This window comes from Agrobacterium sp. lyk4-40-TYG-31 (assembly GCF_030209855.1).
Taxonomy (GTDB): domain Bacteria; phylum Pseudomonadota; class Alphaproteobacteria; order Rhizobiales; family Rhizobiaceae; genus Agrobacterium; species Agrobacterium vaccinii.
On record NZ_JARVRE010000010.1, the window covers coordinates 124,451 to 142,639 of the forward strand.

Annotated in this window: 18 protein-coding genes; 9 read left to right on the top strand and 9 right to left on the bottom strand. The window is 56.9% G+C overall.

The annotated features are described in order from the left end of the window. The first annotated feature begins 51 nt into the window (after positions 1 to 51). Both QRN55_RS19370 and QRN55_RS19375 read left to right on the top strand, forming a co-directional pair. A complete protein-coding gene (locus QRN55_RS19370) occupies positions 52 to 933 on the top strand; it encodes a sugar phosphate isomerase/epimerase family protein (protein ID WP_284777962.1) in 882 nt (293 codons plus the stop codon). Beyond that, the gene (locus tag QRN55_RS19375) at positions 930 to 1,925 is read left to right on the top strand and encodes a Gfo/Idh/MocA family protein (RefSeq protein ID WP_284777963.1); all 996 of its coding nucleotides are present in this window, start codon (positions 930 to 932) and stop codon (positions 1,923 to 1,925) included. Before QRN55_RS19370 ends, QRN55_RS19375 begins: the two co-directional genes overlap by 4 nt. Positions 1,926 to 1,987: 62 nt before the next feature. Here QRN55_RS19375 and QRN55_RS19380 read toward each other — a convergent pair whose 3' ends face one another. Then, on the bottom strand, positions 1,988 to 2,995 hold the full coding sequence (locus QRN55_RS19380; protein WP_284777964.1) for a Gfo/Idh/MocA family protein: 1,008 nt from the start codon (positions 2,993 to 2,995) through the stop codon (positions 1,988 to 1,990). 441 nt (positions 2,996 to 3,436) lie between these two features. On the opposite strand from QRN55_RS19380, the gene QRN55_RS19385 reads away from it, so the two are divergent. The 7 genes from QRN55_RS19385 to QRN55_RS19415 are packed head-to-tail and all read left to right on the top strand — an operon-like array spanning position 3,437 to position 9,417. After that, entirely contained in the window at positions 3,437 to 4,348 is a 912-nt protein-coding gene (locus QRN55_RS19385; RefSeq protein ID WP_284777965.1) for a PfkB family carbohydrate kinase, read from the top strand. Then, positions 4,345 to 5,394 carry a tagatose 1,6-diphosphate aldolase gene (locus tag QRN55_RS19390; protein WP_284777966.1) on the top strand — a complete coding sequence of 350 codons (1,050 nt, stop codon included), beginning with the start codon at positions 4,345 to 4,347 and terminating at the stop codon, positions 5,392 to 5,394. Before QRN55_RS19385 ends, QRN55_RS19390 begins: the two co-directional genes overlap by 4 nt. A gap of 25 nt (positions 5,395 to 5,419) precedes the next feature. Then, positions 5,420 to 6,091: an amino acid ABC transporter permease gene (locus QRN55_RS19395; RefSeq protein ID WP_233124624.1), complete on the top strand. Its 672-nt coding sequence runs from the start codon at positions 5,420 to 5,422 to the stop codon at positions 6,089 to 6,091. A gap of 1 nt (position 6,092) precedes the next feature. Beyond that, a complete protein-coding gene (locus tag QRN55_RS19400; protein WP_112500523.1) occupies positions 6,093 to 6,737 on the top strand; it encodes an amino acid ABC transporter permease in 645 nt (214 codons plus the stop codon). 22 nt (positions 6,738 to 6,759) lie between these two features. Further along, a complete protein-coding gene (locus QRN55_RS19405; RefSeq protein WP_233124622.1) occupies positions 6,760 to 7,554 on the top strand; it encodes a transporter substrate-binding domain-containing protein in 795 nt (264 codons plus the stop codon). Between the two features lie 56 nt (positions 7,555 to 7,610). After that, a complete protein-coding gene (fba, locus tag QRN55_RS19410) occupies positions 7,611 to 8,633 on the top strand; it encodes a class II fructose-bisphosphate aldolase (protein ID WP_284777967.1) in 1,023 nt (340 codons plus the stop codon). Between the two features lie 19 nt (positions 8,634 to 8,652). Next, positions 8,653 to 9,417, top strand: a complete 765-nt coding sequence (locus QRN55_RS19415; RefSeq protein WP_284777968.1) for an amino acid ABC transporter ATP-binding protein — start codon at positions 8,653 to 8,655, stop codon at positions 9,415 to 9,417. Between the two features lie 29 nt (positions 9,418 to 9,446). Here the strand turns inward: QRN55_RS19415 and QRN55_RS19420 are convergent, their stop codons facing one another. The 8 genes from QRN55_RS19420 to QRN55_RS19455 form a co-directional block, all read right to left on the bottom strand. Further along, on the bottom strand, positions 9,447 to 10,205 hold the full coding sequence (locus QRN55_RS19420) for a FadR/GntR family transcriptional regulator (RefSeq protein WP_284777969.1): 759 nt from the start codon (positions 10,203 to 10,205) through the stop codon (positions 9,447 to 9,449). 323 nt (positions 10,206 to 10,528) lie between these two features. Beyond that, positions 10,529 to 11,881 (bottom strand): polygalacturonase PglB, encoded by a 1,353-nt coding sequence (pglB, locus tag QRN55_RS19425; RefSeq protein ID WP_284777970.1) that lies wholly within the window; start codon positions 11,879 to 11,881, stop codon positions 10,529 to 10,531. A 61-nt stretch (positions 11,882 to 11,942) separates the two neighbouring features. Continuing rightward, entirely contained in the window at positions 11,943 to 12,917 is a 975-nt protein-coding gene (locus QRN55_RS19430) for a mannonate dehydratase (RefSeq protein WP_284777971.1), read from the bottom strand. A gap of 38 nt (positions 12,918 to 12,955) precedes the next feature. Then, positions 12,956 to 13,843, bottom strand: coding sequence for an SMP-30/gluconolactonase/LRE family protein (locus QRN55_RS19435; RefSeq protein ID WP_284777972.1), 888 nt, complete (start codon positions 13,841 to 13,843; stop codon positions 12,956 to 12,958). A gap of 35 nt (positions 13,844 to 13,878) precedes the next feature. Beyond that, entirely contained in the window at positions 13,879 to 14,964 is a 1,086-nt protein-coding gene (locus tag QRN55_RS19440) for an ABC transporter ATP-binding protein (RefSeq protein ID WP_284777973.1), read from the bottom strand. Positions 14,965 to 15,003: 39 nt separating this feature from the next. Then, entirely contained in the window at positions 15,004 to 15,843 is an 840-nt protein-coding gene (locus QRN55_RS19445) for a carbohydrate ABC transporter permease (RefSeq protein ID WP_284777974.1), read from the bottom strand. Positions 15,844 to 15,853: 10 nt separating this feature from the next. After that, complete coding sequence (locus tag QRN55_RS19450) at positions 15,854 to 16,795, bottom strand: carbohydrate ABC transporter permease (protein WP_284777975.1); 942 nt, start codon at positions 16,793 to 16,795, stop codon at positions 15,854 to 15,856. Between the two features lie 66 nt (positions 16,796 to 16,861). Then, on the bottom strand, positions 16,862 to 18,163 hold the full coding sequence (locus tag QRN55_RS19455) for an ABC transporter substrate-binding protein (protein WP_284777976.1): 1,302 nt from the start codon (positions 18,161 to 18,163) through the stop codon (positions 16,862 to 16,864). Positions 18,164 to 18,189 lie beyond the last annotated feature (26 nt).

The following is an 18,189-nucleotide window of genomic DNA, read 5'->3' on the forward strand; positions in this document are numbered from 1 at the left end:
AAAAATGGCTGCGGCGATGATGCTGGATCAGCCTAGAAAGAGGACCGACACATGAACCCGATCGGGTTGATCTCCATGCAATATGCAAGACCGTTCATAGCAGAGCACTTCCCGCTCTTCACCCGCATGCGTGAACATGGCTATGATTTCGTCGAGCTTCTGGTACCGGAAGTCGGCGAGATCGATATGAAAGAGGCACGCAAGGCGCTTGAACATTCCGGGCTTGGCGTCGTGCTTGCTGCACGCGTCAATCTCCAGCGCAATCTGTCTTCGGCTGATGTCGATGCCCATCGCGCAGGCATAGATTACCTGAAGTACACGGTGGATTGTGCAAAGGCACTCGGTGCAAACATCGTTGGTGGACCACTGACCGGCAATCCTCTAGTTTTTGCAGGCCGTCCGCCCCAGCCCGTGACGGAAGAAGAACGCCTTGCCCGTAAAGCGCGATGCGTCGCAGGTCTGCGCGAGGCAGGCGATTACGCCAAGGCCGCTGGCATCGTGCTGGCTGTCGAACCCCTCAACCGTTTCGAAAGCGACGTATTATGCACGACGCAGCAAGCCATCGAGCTGCTCGACGCTGTCGATCACTCCGCGATCCAGTTGATGCTCGATACGTTCCACATGCACATGGAAGAAAGCTCGATTGCCGAGGCCATTCTTCTGGGTGGCAGCCGGATCGTGCATTTCCAGGCAAACGAGAACCATCGCGGCTTTCCCGGCACCGGCGCAACCGACTGGGTCTCGGTCTGCCGCGCCCTCCATGCGGTCGGTTACAAGGGGCCTATATCCCTCGAACCCTTTCGCCGAACGGACGATCGGTTCGGCGTTCCCTTCGCGCAGTGGCGTCCACCGCACGAGGATGAGAGCAATCGCCTCAGCGCCTCCAGCGCCTTCATCAAGTCCCATCTCACACTGACGGAATATCGCCGATGACATTGAAAATTGGTTGGATCGGGTGTGGAATTCACGCGACCCAGATGCTTCTTCCCCAGCTCGTTCGCCATGACGTCCAGATTGCGGCACTCTGCGATATCGACGGCAAAAGACTTGCTGATGCAGGCAGGCAGTTTGGCGTTCAGGTATTGACCAGCGATGTTGAGACCTTGCTTCGTACACCGGGTCTCGATGCCGTCGGCATGGCGGTTGGCCCCGATCAGCATTTGGCTTTCGGAAAGGCGGCCCTTGAACGCGGTCTGAGCGTGTTCATGGAGAAGCCCCCGTCAGGCTCGGCAGCGGGCGCGCGCGAATTATTGGCGGCATCCGAAAAAGCCAAAAAACCACTTCTGCTGGGTTTTATGAAGCGCTACTCGGTCGGCAACAAAATCGCGGCCAACATCGTGAAATCAGGTAAGTTCGGCGATGTTCTGGGCCTTACCGGCTACTACATGACGGCACCCGGCTACTTCGTCGGAAATGTCGATTACACCGGCTTCTTTCTGCATCATTGCGTACACTACATGGACCTTGTCTCCTTCTTGGTTTCCCCTGTACGGTCGATCTCGGCACGCAAGGTCGAAAAGACACCGGGCCGCGTCCTGTTTCATGTCGGGTTCGAATTCGAATGCGGCGCCATCGGCAACATCGCCATGGGGACGATCCAGTCGCGAGGGACGCCGGTCGAGCGTATCGAAATCATGGGCGACCATCAGCGCATCGAAGTTGACGATGTTATCGAGGTCCGCTGGCACCGCAACCCTCCCTTCAAGATCGACGATCCGACAGCGACACTTGCGGATGACGTCGACACGCTGACGTGGAAGCCGAATTTTACAGCTGCGGCGAACGAGGACCCGAAGGGATATTATTCGCTTCTCGCCGATGTCGTCCCGGCTCTTGGCGGCGCAGATACCCCGGCCCCAACCATTGCCGATGGTGTGATCGCCATGGAGCGGCTGGAAACAATGCGGAGAGAACTGAGTTTGTGAAAACAACGCGACCAGCGAATTAAGGGTCTGGAAACCGAGGTCTCAAAGCGCGAAGGTCTCCGCTATCTCAGTACCGAAGTTTCGATGGGCATGAACGAGCGTGATTGTGCAGCGGTCGACATGGCAATCGCAATAGACAGGGCAATGCGCCCGTCTTCTCCGGTCGCGAGCGGATCGATGCCAGTCGTTATCGCCAAGTGAAATTGGCGAATGACCTCGCCGTAAGGATCGATATGCTGAAGTTGGATAGGTCTCTCGCCCGCTGACGTGACCAGTTTAAGCGTACCGGCTGGTCGGCCCGATAGGCAGTCACTCGCATAAAGGCTGCCTTCGGTGCCGTTGATCACGACTTCCGTCGCACTACCGGGTACGTTGAAGGCATCGAAAGTCTGCGCAAAGAGGCCCGATGCGAAGCGCATCGTGCTCATCACAGCCTGGGCAATCGAAGACGACCCCATCAAGACATCGCTTGTCATTGCCGTCACCTCGCATGGGGTTTCAAGCAGATATCGCAACAGATCGACGTCATGCGTGGCCTTGTCGAAGATGATTCCGCTTCCAGCCTCATCCGTCAGTCGCCCGCGATGAAGATGACCCGGCAAGAGACCTGCATTGACGACACGCGCGAAAAGCGGCTGGCCAATAGCTCCACTGCGAACAAGAGCAGCCATTTCGCGATTGACCGTTGACCCACGCAGATGATGATTGACGCTCAGGATGACGCCTGCCCGACGGCAGGCATTGATCATCTCGGACGCTTCACCAAGGCTTGTCGCCAGAGGTTTTTCGCACAGGATATGCTTTCCCGCAGCGGCAGCGGCAATCACATGTGCATGGTGCAACCTGTTCACGCTCGAAACATAAACGGCGTCACAGCGGTCGAAAAGCTCGACCATATCCGTGGTGCGACCGGGTATGCCGAGATCATCCGCAAATGCATCTGCTCGTCCTTGGTCAGACGAACAGACTGCGGTGACGTCACAACCATTGGAGCGTATCGCATTGACGAGCCGCTCCAGGGCAATTGTCGATGCGCCGATCAGTCCCCAGCGAATGCTATGTTCTGACATGCGGATGCTCCTTTGAATGGCCCCTTAGAACGGGAGATCGCCCCTTTTTTCGGAGCTCAAAACCGACCGGCAGGAATTGGCGAAGTACCGGCCCTTGCCTCGCTGGGCCGATTAAAAACTATTGGTCACTGTTGGCATCGAACACTTGTAAAATTTGACAACGACATGTCAAGTTGATGGACGAAGATACGCGTATCTGTAACTCCTAGGGCATACCCAAATTTTCGTAAACATATGAAACTATAAGTTTTAAAAATAGATTCAGTCTTTTTTGGCTAGCAATTTTCACGCACTTATCGGCTTACTACGCGAATTTTTACATTTACATGTAAATTTAATTGACAACATATCGTCTTGTTTTATGATGCCTTCAAGGGGAGGTATTTGAAGCTTGCTGAGACGCGAGACACTTCCCTGCTGTCTTCAATCGGGAGGTCCGGGGTGGGTTTGAGCAAGCAGCGGATCGTGCATCTGGGAAACGCTTTTCTCGACACGATCGTCTATCTGCCGGCGCTGCCGACGCAGCCGAGCAAAATCAGAGCGCTTGACGTTCTCAAAACCGGCGGCGGCATCGCAGCAACCGCTGCCTGCACGACTGCTCTGTTAGGCGCTGAGACACTTTATTGGGGTCGCCTCGGCAATGACGAGACGGGCGACCAGATTTTGACGCGCCTCCGAGCAGTTGGTGTCGATACCAGTTCGGTTCGGCGCGTGGATGGCGGCGTCAGCCCGATCGGCACGATCCTGGTTTCCGCTGATGGTGACCGCATGGCCTTTGGCTTTATAGGTCGCAACTTGGGTAACGAGGCCGAATGGTTGCCATTGAGCCAGCTTGATGGCGTAACGGGCGTGCTTGCCGACTACAGCTGGTGGGAAGGTGCGTCCGCCATGTTCGAAGCTGCCCGCACACGCAACATCGTCAGCGTCCTGGACGCTGATGTCGGCGACATGGATGCAGTCCACAAACTTCTACATCTTCCCGATCACGTCGTGTTTTCCGCCGCTTGCCTGCGGCGTCTTTCGGATAGCGACGACATCGAAACCGGCCTACGCCACGCGCGAAACATGTGCCGGGGCGTGGTCGCGGTCACGGATGGAGAGCACGGGTTCTTCTGGCTGAACGAGTCGGGTGTTCGTAACATCCCGGCATTCTCGATCAAGGCGATCGACACCAATGGTGCTGGTGACATCTTCCATGGTGCCTACACACTGGGTGTTGCTGAAGGTCTAGGCGTCGAAGACGCAGCTCGATTTGCAAGCGCCACGGCAGCGCTCAAATGCTCGAAGGGCAGCGGCTGGGAAAGCATTCCAGATCGTAAAGCTGTCGAAGATTTTCTCAAGAGGAGTGCATGATGAACATTACCCCCGGCAAACTTTGGGGTCTACGCCGACTTGCAGATGATGCAGGTCGTTTCAAGATGCTTGCGATGGATCAGACCGGACCGATCGTCAACCCGATCAAGGCCGCCCTTAATGTTGACCGCGCACCTTATAACCATGTCGCCGCAGTGAAGCGACTGCTTGGCACCTATCTGGCGCCCAAGGCGTCCGCGGTGTTGATTGATCCGCCGCTCGGCTATTCGGCTACCGTCGATGGCATTTCGGCGCGAAAGGGACTGCTGGTCGCGACGGAATGGGCAACGTGGGAGGTGACAAACACGGGACGCAAGTCGGAGAACATCCCCGGATGGAACCCGGGCGTCATCCGCAAGCTTGGCGGAGACGGTGTCAAGGTGAACCTCTGGTTTCGAGCCGATGTGAGCGACGACGTCAAGGAACATCAACTTGCCTATCTCAACAGCGTCAAACAGGATTGCCGAGAGAACGATATTCCCTTCATCCTTGAGTTCCTCGTCTACCCCTTTCCAGACGAGACGCAGGAAGCTTTCAACGCGCGTCGGGTCGAACTGGTGGTCGGCTCACTTGCAGATAAGGACATCATGAATCCTGATGGTGTGGATATCTACAAGCTCGAACCGCCGACGGAAACGGTCAATGTGCCAGATCCCAACGTTCCCGGTTCAGCGATGATCCAGAAGCGCTTCGATGACATGGCGAAAGGCTTGGGTCGCCCATGGGTTCTCTTGAGCGCGGGCTCCACGCCCGAAGATTTTCTGCGGCTTCTGACCTACGCCTACCGGGCGGGCGCAAGTGGATATCTCGCCGGTCGCGCCATCTGGTCCAAGGCCTTCTCGAACTTCCCCGACATCGAAGCAATGGAAAAAGCCTTGGCGGATCAGGCACCCCGCATCATGGACGACCTGAATGCACTGACCGACAAAATGGCCACGCCGTGGCGTGAAAATCGCAACTGGGAAAATGATGTTGTTGCGGCGCCAGCGGGCGAAGATTTCGCGCCACTCTACGCCGACTTCGCAAAGACTGGCCGCCTAGCCTGAACGACGATCATCTGGAGACTTTCTCGTGGGATATCTCGATTTTACCGGAGTGCTACTACGCAGCGACCTTCTGCTGAAAGGCATGCTGCTGACCGCGCAGATTTCGGTCATATCGATGCTATTTGCACTCGTGATTGCCGTTCTTGTGGCGAGTGTTTCCCTGAGCAGCAGCCGGTTCATCCGGCTGCCTGCGGTGGCCTATGTGGAAGCGATCCGCAACACGCCGTTTATCGTGCAGGTCTTTCTGATCTACTTCGGCCTGCCAAGCTTCGGCATCAGGCTCGACCCGACAATTGCGGCCATTCTGGCAATGTCGATCTATGGCGGCGCCTATTGCAGCGAAGTCATTCGTGCTGGCATCCAGAGCATTAGCAAAGGACAGATCGAGGCGGGGCGCGCGCTGGGCATGTCGCCGCTAACGATCTTCAAGCATGTGATCTTCAAGCCAGCGCTTGCAGCGGTTTTCCCGTCACTCGCGGCGCAGTTCATTCTGCTTCTTCTGTCATCCAGCGTCGTCTCCGCGATCTCTGTTCCCGAGTTGACCGGCATCGGCAATGACATCCAGGGCATCACGCTGCGAAACATGGAAGTCTATCTCGTCATTGCGGTTGTCTATGTGGTCCTCGTTGCGTTGCTGAAAGGCGTGATGACCGTTCTGGAACACATCCTGTTTCCATTCAAGTTTCTGGGGCGATAAGATGTTTCAACAATTCAGCCTCACACACGTCCAGTTCATGCTGACCGGACTTGGCTGGACAATCGGCCTGGCATTCATCGCGCTGGTCGGCGGCTCGATTGCTGGCTCCGTGATTGCCTTGATGCGCATGTCCGCCAATCCCATCATCAGCCTGCTCGCAAAGTTTTACATTTTTGTCGTGCAGGGCACGCCGCTGCTGGTCACACTGTTCATCGCCTATTTCGGTGCGACCTATATCGGCATTTCCGTGCAGCCGATCGTGGCCATCGCGGTGGCCTTTTCCTTCTATGCCGCGGCTTTTCTTGGAGATATCTGGCGCGGTGCCATCCAGTCCGTTCCGAAGGGGCAGCGGGAAGGTGCCCATGCGCTCGGTCTCGGGCGCGCCCACTCGATGATCTATATCATCATTCCGCAGGCAGTCAGGATCGCCATTCCGCCAACGGTCGGCTTTTTTGTTCAGCTTATCAAGAACACATCGCTGGCTTCGGTCGTCGGCATCGTCGAGCTGACACGCACGGCACAGATCGTCAGCAATGCCACGTTCAAACCGCTCGAGGTCTACATGACTGCTGCCGCCTTCTATTTTCTTGTCTGCTTTCCGCTGACGCTGATCAGCCGCAGCCTCGAGAAACGCCTTCAATCATAACATCGTAACGGAGGAGAACACGATGCTCGCATTCATTAGGAAAGCTGTCCTCGGCGTGGTTGCCGCGGCTTGCCTTTCATCGGTCGCGCTCGCACAGCAGACGACAAATACATTCGATGAGATCATCAAACGCGGCAAGATCATCGTCGGCATTTCGCTGTCAACGCCGCCTTACGGAATGACCGACGCCAGCATGAAACCTTCAGGCTTCGACGTGGCAGTCGCAAACCTCATCGCACGCGATCTCGGCGTGACGCTCGAAATCGTCGATCAGGTTTCGCAGGCACGTATCCCCAACCTGACCACCGGCAAAGTCGATATCGTCGTCTCCTCGCTCGGCATCACCGCAGAGCGTGCCAAGACGATCATGTATACCAACGCGATCTACGTGGATGAGCAGATGGTGCTCGCGCCGACAGAGTCCAAACTCGACAACCTTGAAGCCTTGGTCGGCAAACGCGTCGGCGTGACGCGCGCCAGCACGAATGACACCATCATCACCCAGAAGGCCGTCCAGGGAACGAACATCCAACGCTTCGAGGACGATGCCTCGACCAACCAGGCGCTCTTTACGGGCCAGGTCGATGCGATCGTCTCGGGTGTTGCTGCCGCCAATGCGATCAATGCGCAGACGGATAAGTTCGCCCGCAAATTCGCAGTCCGCCAGTCACCCATGGGAATCGGTGTTCGTCGTGGCGACTATGACCTCCACCAATGGCTCAACACGGAGATCATGATGCTGTGGAGCGGCGGCGAGCTTCAGGCTGCCCAGAAGCAATGGCTCGGCGTCGTCAACGCTGACGTCCCACGCTTCTGACTTCCATCGGGGTCTGCAGACAGCTGCAGGCCCGTCCTCACAGGAAAGCAACCAATATGCCCAGAATTACGCTCAGACAATTGCTCGACCACGCCGCTGAACACCAATATGGCGTTCCAGCCTTCAGCGTCACCTGCATGGAACAGATGTTGGCAGTCATGAATGCCGCCCAGGCCGTTGAGGCACCCGTTATTCTCCAAGTCGGCACCAAGGCCCGCTCCTATGCGGGAGACATCATGATCGAGCACCTTTTTGCGGCCCTTGAAAAAATTTACCCGGATATTCCGATGGTTGTTCATCAGGACCACGGCAACAGTGAAGCGACCTGCGCCACGGCCCTTCAGCACAAGTTCACGTCGGTGATGATGGATGGTTCTTTGCTCGAAGACGCCAAAACGCCATCCGATTATGACTACAACGCCCGCGTAACCGCCCGCGTGTCCGAAGTCGCGCATTATATGGGCGCCTCCGTCGAAGGCGAGATCGGCGTTTTGGGCAAACTCCAGTCGCGCACCGACGAACGCATGTTGACCGATCCCGATGAGGCCGTAAAATTCGTCAAGGCGACCAAGGTCGATGCACTCGCAATCGCGATGGGCACATCGCATGGCGCCTACAAATTCAGCCGTAAGCCGGATGGCGAAGTTCTGGCAATGGATCGGCTGGAGGAAATTTACCGGCGTCTGCCCGAAACCCACCTCGTCATGCACGGCTCATCCTCCGTCCCGCAGGAATTGCAAGACATCATGAACACGTACGGGGCGGACATAAAGCAAACCTGGGGTGTTCCGATCGAGGAAATCCAACGCGGCATCAAGCATGGCGTCCGCAAGATCAACATCGATACCGATAACCGAATGGCGCTGGTCGGCCAAATCCGCCGTGTTCTGCACGAAGACCCCAAGGAATTCGACATTCGCAACATGATGAAGCCAGGCATGGACGCCATCACAAAGCTCTGCAAACAGCGCCTGGAGGATTTCGGCACAGCCGGTCATGCCGGGAAGATCAAGGTCATTCCGCTGGCGGACATGGCTCGCCGTTACGCCTCTGGCGAACTCGACCCTAAGATCGTCTGATGGCCAAGGGGAAAAGATTGTGAGCGCAAATCATTCAAATGAAAAAGCCGATGGCGCGGTCGTGAAGGCACAGCAGGTTTCGAAATTCTTCGGAGCCTTCCAGGCTCTCAAGACTATCGATCTGACGGTCAATCGCGGTGAAACGATCGTCATATGCGGTCCGTCCGGATCAGGAAAATCGACCCTGATACGCTGCCTCAATGCGCTGGAGCAATATCAGTCCGGTTCTCTACGGGTCTGTGGCATCGACGTAACGGCTGCGCGTCCCTCTGTGGATGCGGTGCGTCGGCGCACAGGCATGGTCTTCCAGAACTTCAATCTTTTCCCGCACCTGACCGTGCTCGAAAACTGCATGATCGCACCGATGAAGGTCAAAGGCATCTCGCGTGAAGAAGCGCGGACGATCGCTCAGCGCTTCCTTGAACGCGTTCGAATTCCAGAGCAGGCTGGCAAATATCCATCGCAGCTTTCGGGTGGTCAACAGCAGCGTGTCGCTATCGCACGGGCACTGTCAATGAGCCCCGAACTGATGCTGTTTGACGAACCAACCTCGGCACTCGATCCAGAAATGGTCCGCGAAGTGCTCGATACGATGGTCGAACTTGCGAAAGAAGGTGGAACGATGATCTGCGTGACGCACGAGATGCACTTCGCGCGCCAGGTCGCTGATCGTATCATTTTCATGGATGCCGGCACGATTGTCGAAACCGGCAAGCCGGACGAGTTCTTCGCCAATCCGAAAACTGCACGAGCCCGGGAATTTCTTGCTCAGATCTTACACTAGTGATGAGGTAGGCGGCTTCTCCTGCCGCTCTATCGCTGACCGCGGGTCGACCGTCTACTTGTCAGTCGTCCCGCTTCAAGATGTTGCGCATCAAGGATAGCGGCACGCGCCTGAAGCAGGTGATACTTCATATAACTCGCAGCAGAATCACTGTCCTCGACGCTAATCGCGTTAAGGATTCTGGTATGCTCCTCCACGACGCGTAGACGCCGCGCCGGTGCGCGCTCCCTTGCAAGTTCGAGCCCGATGTTCATGGTCTCCTGCACCGGTCGACGCAAATCCTTCAGCAATACGGGAAAATACTCGTTACCAGCGGCAATAGCGACCGCATCGTGAAACGCGATATCTTGCGCCTGCCCCAATTCTCCCCGCACAATCGCCTCGTTCAGATCATCAATCGCCTGCCGAATGGCTTCCAGATGCCCGCGCGAACGTCGCATCGCCGCAAGCCGTGCGGCCTCGACTTCAATGACGATTCTCGGCTCGAAAGAACGCACATAGCTTGAAAGGTCGGCAGCATCGGCCAGTTCGGTCAGCCGTGTAGACGGCTTCGTCGAAATGAACGTGCCAATACCCCGCCGCGATTGGATGAGACCATCCGTGGATAGCCGCAGCAAGGCCTCCCGAACCACGGGTCTGGATACGTCAAAAGCAAGGGAAAGCTCCGCTTCGGACGGAAGCTTGTCTCCCTCGGTAAATTTGCCCGACGTAATCTCGAACAGAATTTGCCCGTAGACGGTATCAGCAAGCTTCTCTTTTCGGGCGGGCGTGACGATGATCTGCGACATGCGAACATCTTAGCCGAAACTGCTTGCATGAGAAAAGCGCTAATCACGAACAGCGGTGGTTCTCAGGTTGTTACGACCGAGCAAAGGGACGCGACACGCTCGATGTCCCTGCCTTGACTTTCGGCTCATTGATTTTCTTACGTAGCAGTGGCGCGCCGAGGGCGGAGACGTCTTGCGGCAGCGTTTCGAGACGTCAAAACGCTAAGGTGATCTACCGCCCGACGCCGATCCCGCAGTGCTCGCCGCCTATATCCTCACGGTCGCGCATGGGATTGCGGTGCAGACCAAGGCTGGTTTCTCCCGAGAAAGCAGTTTGCCTGAAATTAACGTGCTGCGTCAGTCACCACGACGATCTCGCTGTTCCAGTTTTCCGGTAACGGATCGGGCCGCGCAATCTGGATATCTTCGGTCACCAGACCTGCAACACCCTTAGCAAAAATACCCGGAATGCCGTTGGGATAGTCGATCAGGCCGATGATCTTGCCATCCGGGCCGAAACGCCATGCGTTGACACGGCCCGCACTCTTGTCTCCGATGGGAAAACGGTCAAAGCGGTCTTCTATGGTGGGGCGCATATCGTAGCACAGGCCGGTCTTCAGCGGACCCGGCTGTTGATCCAGCGAAATCCGGCGCAACGTGATGTCAGAAACGCCGCCCTGGTGTTCAGCAACCATGTTGATTGCGCCCTCCATCGTGCCGCTGACATCCTCCACCAGAACATCACTGACGGCACCGGCTGGAAACTCCTCCGGGCGGCGGTCGAGAACGGTGATGGTGATCGCCTCGCCCGAGCCCCAGAAGCCCGCAGGCGTTTCATGGCAATCGACAGTGATGCGCACGAAGCGAATGCCTTCGACCACCCCGCCATCGCGCGAGAAAATGCCCAGTCCACGGTTCGATTTTTCGATGCGAACGTCCTCGAACGAGATATTACGGAACGGCGAAAAGCTTTCGGTACCGAGTTTCAGCGCACAGGAGCGGCTTTCCACGATGCAGTTGCGAACGGTGACGTTTTCGCAAGGGCCGGTCAGCGAACCGTCTTCGCGACGGGTGGTTTTGAGAACAATTCCATCATCGGCCGTGCGGAAGGTGCTGTCGAAAATCCGGACATTGCGGCAGCCATCAATGACGATACCGTCCGTATTGGGCATGCGCCGGTCATTGTCCACCTCGACGCCCTTGACCTCGATGTTCTCGCAGCCGGCAAAATGCATGGTCCACATAGGTGAATCGTCAATGCGCAGCCCTTCGATACGGATATCGCGGCAGTCGTCCAGAACCAGAATACGGGGGCGATAGCGAGACGCCACCAGAGTGCCCATGTCGCCATCATCACCATGGGTATATTTCGTTGAACCCGCGCAGAAAATGCGCCCGCCGCCGATGAGAGCGATGTTGCGGACACCCACCGCCGTCATCATTGCCCGGTCGCTCTCTTCCGCAATGATGGCCACGGTCGTTTGCGCGTAGGCATCGTAACTGGGGATGAAATGCAGTTCGGCGCCGTCGGATATTTCGATGGTCAGGTCGGAGCGCAGGCGCAGACCTCCGCAATGATGGATGCCGGGTTCAAGCACGACATGCAGCGCCCCCTCATGCGTATCGAACAGGGATTGCAGTTGACCGGTAATGTCATCGGCCTGGGGTGACATGCGAATAGCGTGGGAGACAGACATGGAAGACCTGCTGGTTTCTTTGAAGTTCATGACAGTGGCCCGTATCTTCGGGCCGTCCGGTTCAGCAACGGGTTTGTAGCAGTGCGGCGATGTAGCCGTAGCAAAAGGCAAAGGCGACCTGCTGCTGGTTTTCACCCGATAGCGTCGGGGCATGGTCCGGCATGACCATGTACTGGTATCCGATGTCGCGCAGGGCATCGATGACGGCCGGCATGTCGATGTCGCCATCCTCGAGGAAGCTTTCGCGGAAGGAGTACCGCTTACCGACGATATTGCGGAAATGGATGTTCATGATCTTGCCGCGCTCACCGAACCAGCGCGTTATGGCAGGCACTTCCGACACGTCCTCGACCATCTCGCCCAGGGTTCCGATGCAGAAGTTAAGCCCGTGCACAGGACTTTCATGCATCTGAACGAATCGCTTCATTCCCTCGACCGATCCCAAAACGCGCGTCACGCCCATGAAGCCCGGCGGAGTTGCCGGATCGTGCGGATGGCAGGCAAGGCGGATATTGACGGATTCGGCGACTGGCACGACGCGGGCAAGGAAATAATCCACCCTCTCCCAGATCGTATCTTCGTCGATAGAGCCGATACCTTTCGGCGTTGGTTCGTTCGGATCGGCCAGATCGAGCCTGAAGGCCTCGGCCATGTATCCGCCCCTGCCCGGCTCCATCGGCGTGCGCGGAATGCCGATATAGTTGAAATTGTAGCGAACGGATGGAATGCCCACAGCCGCGCAGTTCTCGATCAGACGGCAGATGCCGTCGATCTGGCTGTCTCGCTCCGGCCCGGCCAGCATGATATCCTTGCACGGAACGTCGTCACGATCGACACGGGTCGAGGGCATTGGCAGTTGCGTCATGTCGAGTGTGAGGCCGAACCCTTCGATCTTCTCGCGAAACGCTTCGAGGGTCGGGCGATCCCATGTGCGCCAGTCACCCGGCGGCGTAGCCGAAATGTTGTTCACACCCAGCTGTTTCATTACCCGGTAGTCATCGTCATTGCGTGCGGGAATCTGTGTTCCGAGATACATGGCAAGCTTCTCCAATTGCAATTGGTGATCGGGCTGTTTCAACCGGCTCGATAGTGCGGCTCGGCCAGCCCCTGATATGGCAGATCCACGACATAGACATCGCCACCAGGCCCAACGCCATCGGCCCGGAGTGTGGTAATGAATGCCGTTTTCAGATCGCTGCCGATAAAACAGATGTTGGTGGGGTTTGGCACATCGATACGGATTTCTGCGTCTATTTCACCGTTGGGTGTCATGCGCAGCAAGCGGCCACTGTCACTGGCGGCAATCCAGTAACAACCATCGACGTCGATCGCAGCACCATCCGGCCGTCCGCCGAGCGTGGCTTTGTCTGCAAACAGTCGACCGTTGGTGAAGTTTCCACTGACCGGATCGAAATCATAGACCTGCACATATGGATTGAGCGGGTTGGAGTCCGACACATAGATGGACGTGCTGTCTGGGCTCCATGCCAGACCGTTCTGTGATCTGAAGCGCCCGCCTCTTTGAACGACCTCATTGTGAGCGCCAATGCTGAAGAGCGTGCCAAATGCGCCTGGCGCCGAGGTGTCCGGCGCCATGGAGCCGGACCAGAACCGTCCCTGCCGGTCACATGCGCCGTCATTCATCCGCCACCCTGGCCCAAGATCCGGCCCTGCACCAAACTCGAATTCCACCTGGCCATCGACGATGGAAAGCCTGGCGAAGCCACGATCGGTGGAGGCGATGAAATCACCGTCCATCGTCGAGGCAATCGCTCCCACGCGCATCGGCAGGTCAAATCGCTCGAGAAGAGCATCCGGGTAGGTGATCCTGTACAAGGAAGACCCCGGTGAATCGATCCAGGTGATCCGCGAGTGCTCAGGCTCCCATACGGGCGTCTCCGCAATGGTACAACCTGGTCTGGCGATCCGTTCCGCCACAAAAACAGGCGAGCCTAGTGTCATACTGTCCCAATCCGCTTCATAAACACTTGTTTTCGTTAGGTTAACGGCACCAATCGACGCTCTGTGTGCCTGTCGAACAACAAAGCTTTGCCATTTGCCACGCTCAAAGCCACGTCTTCGCCCATATGCAAGGGGCTGCGGCTCTTGGATGAAACAAGCAGTTGGCCCACCGGGCTATTGCAGATCACCGTGGTATCCGAACCCGTCGTCTCGACCGCGTGGACGGTGGCCGGTAGCGCGTTGACGGTGTCGCGGGCCACGACCTCCAGATATTCCGGACGAATGCCAACCACCACGTCCCGTCCGCCGATATCGCCATAGTTGCCGGGCACCGGCAACCGGCTCTGGCTGCTGCCCAGAAGCAGGTCTGCGCCATCGCCGCTGATCTTGGCGTTCATCATGTTGATGGCTGGCGATCCGATGAAGCTTGCGACGAAGACACTGTCAGGCAGGTCATAAAGCTGTAGCGGCGTTCCGACCTGCTCGACCCGGCCATCACGCAGCACGACGATCTTCTCGCCCATGGTCATGGCCTCCACCTGGTCGTGCGTGACATAGACGGATGTGGTCTTCCATTTATGATGCAGATCGCGAATTTCCCCTCGTACCTGGCTGCGCAGCTTCGCATCCAGGTTGGAAAGCGGTTCGTCGAAGAGGAATACGGACGGATTGCGCACAATCGCGCGTCCCATGGCGACGCGCTGTCGCTGACCACCGGAAAGTTCCTTGGGCAACCGGTCCAGCAGTTTTCCAAGGTCGAGCATCTGGGCAACCTGATCGATCTTCTGCTTGATCTCGTCCTTCGGACGTTTTGCCAGACGCAGCGAAAAGCTCATATTTTCGCGCACTGTCATCTGCGGGTAAAGCGCATAGCTCTGGAACACCATGGCGATATCGCGTTGTTTGGGTTCCAGATCGGTGACATCGCGCCCGCCAATGTGGATCGTGCCGCCACTGGCTGTCTCCAGCCCGGCGATAATCCGCAACAGCGTCGATTTGCCTGAACCGCTCGGCCCGATAAGGACGCAAAACTCGCCCTCCGCTATATCGATCGATACATCCTTGATGACGTCCACGGCACCAAACGACTTGGAAACACCCCGTAGGGAAACTGCACCCATTTCATTCCTCTTAAGATTGTTTCTGCGCAAGTGGCGCGATTAGCCTTTGACCGCGCCCGCCATGATGCCGCGGTTGAATTGCCGCTGGAGAAGGAGGTAGACGACGACGCTCGGAGCCATGGCGATGAGCGTTGCCGCCACCAGAATGTTCGGCGTGATCGTGTCATCCACACGCAGGGAACCCAGTGCCACCGGCAACGTCATCAGGTCCTTGTCGTTGACGACGATGAGCGGCAACAGATACTGATCCCATATCATGATGAAGCCGAAGATGAGCACGGTGCCAAGCGCCGGGCGCACCAGAGGCAGAATGACCCGGAAAAAGATCTGCCACTCGCTGGCACCATCGATCCGGGCAGCTTCTTCCAGCTCGAGCGGAATGGCACGCATAAACTCGGTCAGCATGAAAATCGAAAACGCCCAACCGACCACCGGCAGGATCATCGCCAGATAGGTGTTGTAAATCGACACGTTGATGATCGGAATTTCCTTCTGCATCACCAGATAAAGCGGAATGGCAATGACCTCTTCCGGCAGCATCAGCGTGCAAAGGATGAGCAGACTGACGATGGCTGCACCGCGAAATTTCTTGCGGGCCAGCGCATAGGCCGCCAGCGCACTGGCCGTGACCTGTAATCCGGTGCCGACAATCACCACGATCACCGAATTCATCAGATAACGCCACACCTTCATGTCGAAAAGCGCGATCCTGAAATTCTCCAGAGTCGGGCTTTGCGGAATCAGCGTCAACTGGCCCGGCTTGAGGCTGACACCGCTGAAAGCGGTAACGAGCGCACCCCAGAAGGGACCGACAAAAATGACGACAAGGATGGCATAGAGGACATACCGGCCCAGATTGAGCAGAAGAGAAGTTTTCATCGAAAGCCCCTTACGCTGTGAGCTTGGATTTGACCTTCATGTGCAGCACAGTCAGTGCGACCGTGAACAGCAGCAAAAGGAAGGAGACAGCGGACGCATATCCGTAATTCAATTCCTCGAACCCGACTTTGTAGATGTGGGTCATGATCGTCGACGTGGAGCCAGCTGGGCCGCCGCCCGTGGTCGCATAAACTTCGGCGAACACCCGAAAACCACGGATGAAGGACAGCATCAGAACGACCGATATCGATGGTATGATGCCGGGCAAGGTCACATGCCACAGTTTACGCCAGACGCTGGCACCATCGACGCTTGCCGCATCGTATAGCTCGCGGTTGACGCCAACGAGACCGGCGACGAAGATCACCATGTCATACGGCGCGCTCTTCCACGCACTCATGAGGATGAGCACCCAAAGCGCCTGGTTGGGATCGCTGAGAAATCCCTGGGGGGCAACTCCGAAGAAACCCAATATGGAATTGATGAGACCGTAATCAGCGGAATTGAACAGAATACGCCAGATTTCGGCGATGATCGCGACACTGGTGATGGCGGGCAAAAACACGGCTGTGCGGATGATGCTGAGATGACGGGCTGGCCCTTCCAGCGTCAAGGCCATGAAGAAGGCGACAACGCAGGCCGAAAGCGTTCCCACGATCACGTAGATCGTCGTGTGAATGACGGCGCTGCGCAGGGCAAGATCACTGAAGGCGCGGTAAAAATTGTCCAGCCCTACCCATTTGCTATCAGAGTAAAACTGCACGTCATAAAAAGACATGGAGAAGCCCGAGATCATCGGGTAGAATTTGAACCACGTGAAAATGATCAATGCAGGCGCAAGAAACAGCCAAGGCGTCAGTACCGTGCGGAGCCGCCATTTGACGACGCGAGGCTGTGGTCGGGATGTGTTCGCGGCCTGTCCAGAAGTGGACGGTGGGGACGTGACGGACATGTTCACCTCAAGGACAATGCTTGTTTCCCTGCGTCACCGCCATTGCAGCGACGCAGGGAAAGCTGCTTACTTATAGGAAGCGGAAAGGGCGTTCTGGCCACTCAATTCCGTCGCAACCTGCTTGTTCAGTGCTTCCAACTCGGCTGGCACGTCCGCATCGCATTGCGCAAGAATGCGGTTGAAGCCGTCGCCCGTCAGGGTACGAACCGCGGTCCAGTTCGGAACAGCTGGCATGTAACGCCCATATTTATCAAAGGTTTCCTTGAATACCGTCCAGCGTGGATCGTTGCGAATGGCATTGACGTCAACCTTGGTATTCACAGGCAATCGGACGATCGGCGTGCGACCCGAACCCTGCGCCATGGCGATTTCCTGGCCCTTCGGCGAAATCAGGAACGCCAGAAACTTGTTGGCGGCCTCCTCGTCCTTGACGCTTTTCAGCAGGTAGGCACTCGTGCCTTCTGCCAGAGACGCGATGCCGCCAGGACCCGCGGGCATCATAACAACCTCGACGACGTCCTTGCCCGGCTCGGCATCAAGCTGCGGAATGTGGTAGGGGCCTGAGACGAAGATGCCAGTCTGTCCGGATCTGAAGGTCGGCAGGGTATCGCCTGTCGTCGCATTGATGGCACCGGGCTGGGCAAACTTGTCGCAAATCATGCCACGCACATAGGTCAGCGCTTCTGCCACCTGCGGCGTGTTCAGTGTCGGAACGAAACCGTCCGCCTCCTGCTTGACGTAGTCACCACCGGCCTCCCAGATGAAGCTGCTCATGTACCAGCTTGCATAACCGCGCGTCGTTGATCCGGGAATGGCCATGCCGAACGTATCAGCCTTGCCATTCCCATCTGGGTCTTTCGTGGTGAAAGCCTCGGCAAGGTTACGAACGTCTTCCCACGTCTTGGGCTGCGGCATGTTCAATTTTTCGCGCCAATCTTTGCGAATGAACATGGCGAAGGACTGAGCCGAAATCGGCACCGAATAGAACTGTCCATCACTGGCCTTGGCACCGTCCCAAGCTGCAGGCGACACATCCTGACTGCCTGCAATCTTGGACTGATCAATGGAGCGCAAAATCCCCATCTGGTTCATCTGCCCCATTGCTGTCGTATCATTCAAGACAATATCCGGCAGGGTACGCCCGGCAGCGGCACGCGCAAGGCGCTGCTCGAAATCGATACCAGTGTTGAACGTATCGACCTTGATACCAGTATCTGCCGTAAATGCGTCGGTGAGCGCCTTCAGCACACTGATCGATTCATCCGTCTGCCTGGACCAGACGCTGATGGTTTGCGCCTGGGCACCGCCAACGCCTGCACACAATACGGCGCAGCCAACCAAAAGTGCCTTTAGAGACTTTCTATGCATTCGCACCTCCCAAATTTCTTTCGGAT